The sequence below is a fragment of the Acinetobacter sp. 102 genome, assembly GCF_037028485.1.
In the GTDB taxonomy this organism is placed as follows: Bacteria; Pseudomonadota; Gammaproteobacteria; order Pseudomonadales; family Moraxellaceae; genus Acinetobacter; species Acinetobacter higginsii.
Genome location: NZ_JAZEZK010000040.1, coordinates 1 through 4,959, shown reverse-complemented (window position 1 = coordinate 4,959; position 4,959 = coordinate 1). Strand labels below are relative to the sequence as shown.

Sequence of the window (4,959 nt, the reverse complement as noted above, 5' to 3'; positions counted from 1 at the left end):
GGGAACATCATCGACTCAAATCTCTATTTGCAACAGTGCCACTCACTCGCACATACCCTACTTTTTGGCCTTTCACTCTTTCACGCCCCAATTAGATAAAAATGAACAATTTCGTAAATTATAAATCTTAAATATCAAAGTTACATGTTATATATGGTTAAAAATCATTTAAATGTTACATAATTTCATGAACTTTCAGATTGTAACTTTAGGGTATGCTCTATTAATACATTTATTATTAGATCTCTCTGCTACAAAATTTTAGTTAGACCACTTAAGCAACAATAAGTTTAATAAGTTTAATAAGTTTAATAAGTTTAATAAGTTTAATAAGTTTAATAAGTTTAATAAGTTTAATAAGTTTAATAAGTTTAATAAGTTTAATAAGTTTAATAAGTTTAAACTCTAACTGCTATAATGGTATTGTTCACTAGTACACTCATTTATGAAGGATTAAAGGTAAGCATCCGGTAAAGTACCCAACACATCCATCTCTTCAGTCGCTTTTCAATAAGTACTAAATGCAAATCTCGTATGTAGATGGTTTCACCTTATGGATGGAGGACAAGCTCGGCACCACCCAAGCCCACATTCATTGCATTGCCTTACCCTGCAACGTTTAATCTATCCATTACAGCAATACTACCCTTTCACATTACTTTGCCTGATGCGAACATAGCGATTGGGCTGAAACGGAAGGTATCAGGAGCACTGACTTTGGCAGAATTACCCAAGGTGCTCACAACAAGATTCACATTGATGAGGTAATCCCCCCTAAAAATAATAGGATCTAAAAGTAGAATTTTCTCTTAAGATACAAGCAGGAGATTCTGCATGAAAACATCTAAATTTACTGACAGCCAGATCATGTCCATCTTGAAGCAAGCGGAGTCTGGCACACCTGTTGCTGCTCTTTGTCGTGAACACGGTATGAGTAATGCGACCTTCTATAAATGGCGTGCTAAATATGGCGGCATGGATACATCTTTGATGGCACGGCTGAAAGAGTTGGAAGCAGAAAATACCAGACTGAAAAAAATGTATGCTGAAGAGCGATTAAAGGCAGAAATTATTCAGGAAGCGATGTCAAAAAAGTGGTAAAGCCATCTTGTCGACGTCAGATGGCTCAACAGGCAGTGACCCAACATGCTGTTAGTATCCGTTTAGCGTGCACTGCATTTGGCATAAGTGAAACTTGCTACCGTTATCAGGCTAAACTCAGTGATGATAATGTACTCATTGCCGAACAGCTCATTGAACTTACTGAAGAAAATACCGATTGGGGCTTTGGTCTATGCTTCTCATATTTACGGCATGTTAAGAGTCACTGCTGGAATCACAAGCGGGTTTACCGCATTTACTGTGAGTTAACCTTGAACCTGCGTATTAAGCCAAGAAGAAGACTAAAACGTCATGCGCCTGAACCACTGAAAGAACCAATCCGTGAAAATCAGGTCTGGTCATTGGATTTTATGCATGATCAGCTTTCCGATGGTCGGAAGTTTCGATTACTCAACGTGATTGATGATTACCGTCGGGAAGGCTTAGCCATTGAAGCAGGGTTCTCATTACCTGCCATACGAGTTATTCGAGCACTCAATCAGTTGTTGGAATATCGGGAAAAGCCTTTAGTGATTAGATGCGACAATGGCCCTGAGTTTATCAGTCATGAATTCGTACGCTGGGCAACAGAACAGGGTATTCGTATTGAATATATTCAACCTGGTAAACCACAGCAGAATGCATATATTGAACGCTATAATCGAACCATACGTTATAGTTGGCTGAGCAAACATTTATTTGATACTTTGGATGAAGTACAAGATTATGCAACGAATTGGCTGTGGCATTATAATCATGAAAGACCACACCAAGCCAACAAAGGACGGCCACCTCTATTGGCTGCTTAACCTCTACTTTTAACTTCGGTTATTTAAGGGAGGATTACCATGAAATCTGGCTTTCTACTCAGTCCATGGATATGCGAGCAGTTACTTATACTGCACTTTCTCATGTCCTAAAAGCCTTTGACCATGTCAAATCGCAACATTGAAGTTATCTTGTTTTGGAATAAGCGTGGTCATTGTATAAAAGTGTTAATACATGATGGACTGGGTATTCAGAGCTCTACGGTTGGAACAAGCAACATTTCACTGGACTCAAACTCATCATAGTGAAACAATTACAAGCATTGATTCAGAGTTTAGCTTGACAGAGAATTTGACAATGTGCATCAAACATCATGACATCAATCCAGTCAGCCAAGCTGAATAGCCTAGATCCGTGTCTGTGCAGAAAAGGCCGCCTTCATATAAAATAACTCAAATAGAAAAATTACTACCACACTGCTGGAACCTGAGCTGAATTTAAAAATATCTATAGGGTTCACCGGGGGCTTACAGTAAATTTAACTTGGATAAAAAATATCCCCCTTAAAAAAGGGGGATATTTTTAAATTATTTATTTAATATTTCTTTTAATTCATCTGCACTATATGTCGATAAATTTTCTATAGCTGCTCGAACAATGCTTGAACGATTTATTCTTGCATTTTGCCCTTTTACAACCAGCTCATCAATTAGTTTACTAATATCTTCATTTAGAGAAAAAGTGTAACGAATAAATTTTTTTTCACTTGATTCTAAAGCCTTTACCCTCTTTTCTGCACCAGATATAAATGCATCTAACATTTTATCTTGTTCTGTAGGTTCAGTTTTTTTGTTTAGTCCAGTTAAACCAGCCATAGTTATACTCCTAAAAACTCTATTGCAATACTTTCAATTTCAGCTTTCGCTTTAGGATCACTATTTACTTCAAAAACCGAAAGCCCATTTTCATCTGCATCATCATAAACATTTCGATTTGTTGTGATTGAATTCAATGCATCAATACCAAATGATTTGCATGCCTCTTTTGCATCTAAAATTCTTTGAACTTGAGAAGGAAGAGTTGGACACTGAGTAATAATTGCTCTAGCTTTCAGATTTGGATTTACTGTTTTTGCTAATTTTAAAACTTGTTCCATATGATCTAAAGTTTTTAGATCTCTTCGTTTGGGTCTAAACGGCAATAACATATGTGTAGCTATAGTCATTGCTGAACGTAATGCTTCAGAATCCTGTCCACCTGCATCAATGATAATATCTTGGTATCTTTTGTCTAAATCTTTTAAAACTGAACGTATATTCCCTGATGCTTGTACTGATGGAATATTATTTAATTCATCGTTTTCATCTCTTTCTTTAACCCAATCTGTTGTTGTTCCTTGAGGGTCAGCATCTAATAAGAGGACGTCTCTTTGACTTTGTTGTAAGTAAACTGCAAGATTTTGAGCTAAACAGCTTTTACCAGCACCGCCTTTTTCACCACCAACTAAGATAATCATAATTTATGTAAGTTACGTAAGTTTGTTTGTATATAATTTAAAGGTGATTTATGAAGTAATCAACTATCATGAAAAAAAAAATTAAAAAAAAGTTATCCACAAAAGAATGGTCTTTTTGAATTTATATATATTTATTTAAATTTATTATTTATATCTCTGCTCAAAGCTTGACTACCAAAGGGATACAGGAAGTATATGTTGACAAATTCCTACCAATAAGTTGACTTTTTCCTGTTTCTAAGTTGACAAATTCCTACCAATAAGTTGACTTTTTCCTGTTTCTAAGTTGACAAATTCTGTGCATAAGTTGACAAATTCTTTTATTAAAAATACTTTCATTTGTGGACGTTAAGTAGTATTGTCAATATATCTATTTATAACATTTTCCTTAATATATCTCCCTATGAGTAACATAGTATATAAAGATAATAATTTGGTTGAAGCATCGTATTCACTAAATCTATCTGAGCAAAGGCTAATATTAATTGCGATCATTGCTGCTCGAGAAATTGAGAAAGAACTTACTTCGGATACTATACTTACGATTCATGCTTCTGAATACATGAAACAGTTTAATTTAGGACGTCAAGCATCCTATGAAGCGTTACAATCTGCATGTGATAATCTTTTTGAACGGCATTTGAATTATAAAGCAGTAGATCCTATAACTGGAAAAATAGGAATATACAAAAGTAGGTGGGTTTCAAAAGTTGGTTATGTTAAGGAAGAGGGATGCGTCCAACTAATTTTTGCACCAGATATTATCCCCTTATTTGTAAAACTTGAAGAAAAGTTCACAAGATATGAACTTAAACAAATCTCACCACTTACAAGCATTTATGCTATTCGCCTGTATGAGTTACTCATACGTTGGAGATCAACTGGTAAGTTATATATTTCTATAGATGAGCTTAGATCAAAACTCGGATTGATAGAAGATGAATATAAAAAGATGGGAGACTTTAAAAAAAGGGTTCTTACCGTAGCTTTAAATCAAATTAACAAATTTACGGATATTACTGTTTCTTATATACAAAAAAAGGAGGGAAGAAATATTTCAGAATTACACTTCATGTTTGAAGAAAAAGAACAAAATAAAACGAGTACAAGTGCTCATTTAGAGCCAACTTATAAATTGACAGCTAAGCAATGTATATTCTTTGCTAAAAAGCTATGTGATATTACTAACTATCCAAAATTTGGTAATGATTTCGCACATCGTGGAGAGACTCTAGAAGACTTTCAGGAAAGGATATCAAGTGATCTTCTTGATAGCGATAATGTTAGAAAGTATTTTTCTTATTTGTTAGAAGTTGGTTATGCTCCTAAATACAAGAAGTAACCCTTTAGTTAATTGTCACTTTAAACAAAAGACCACGCCCTCTCATACTAAGTTTTTAAATAAGATTGCTTTCATGTGATTTTAATATGAATTAGCATAAGTTACATAACTTATGCTGGTTAAGTAACCACCTATCCTGCCTTTATAATTTATTGCTGCAATTCTTATCACCGTTTAAATAAGTGGACAGATTCCTGACACGGAATACTATAACTGAGGTCACCTAAATAGG

At 34.7% G+C, this 4,959-nt stretch carries 4 protein-coding genes; 2 read left to right on the top strand and 2 right to left on the bottom strand.

Features of this window, described 5'->3' with window-relative positions:
* Positions 1-834 precede the first annotated feature (834 nt).
* Positions 835-1,910 (top strand): IS3 family transposase gene (locus WA352_RS21480; protein ID WP_317341692.1). Its coding sequence is split into 2 segments (ribosomal slippage): positions 835-1,087 and positions 1,087-1,910, totalling 1,077 coding nucleotides; the frame shifts between segments, so codons are not numbered across the junction.
* A gap of 546 nt (positions 1,911-2,456) precedes the next feature.
* Here the strand turns inward: WA352_RS21480 and WA352_RS21475 are convergent.
* Together WA352_RS21475 and WA352_RS21470 are read right to left on the bottom strand one after the other, a co-directional pair.
* Positions 2,457-2,744: a hypothetical protein gene (locus tag WA352_RS21475; RefSeq protein ID WP_151833509.1), complete on the bottom strand. Its 288-nt coding sequence runs from the start codon at positions 2,742-2,744 to the stop codon at positions 2,457-2,459.
* A 2-nt stretch (positions 2,745-2,746) separates the two neighbouring features.
* On the bottom strand, positions 2,747-3,385 hold the full coding sequence (locus WA352_RS21470; RefSeq protein ID WP_016165569.1) for an AAA family ATPase: 639 nt from the start codon (positions 3,383-3,385) through the stop codon (positions 2,747-2,749).
* A gap of 403 nt (positions 3,386-3,788) precedes the next feature.
* Here WA352_RS21470 and repM point away from each other — a divergent pair, with 403 nt between their 5' ends.
* Positions 3,789-4,727, top strand: coding sequence for a replication initiation protein RepM (gene repM / locus WA352_RS21465; protein ID WP_243793574.1), 939 nt, complete (start codon positions 3,789-3,791; stop codon positions 4,725-4,727).
* Positions 4,728-4,959 lie beyond the last annotated feature (232 nt).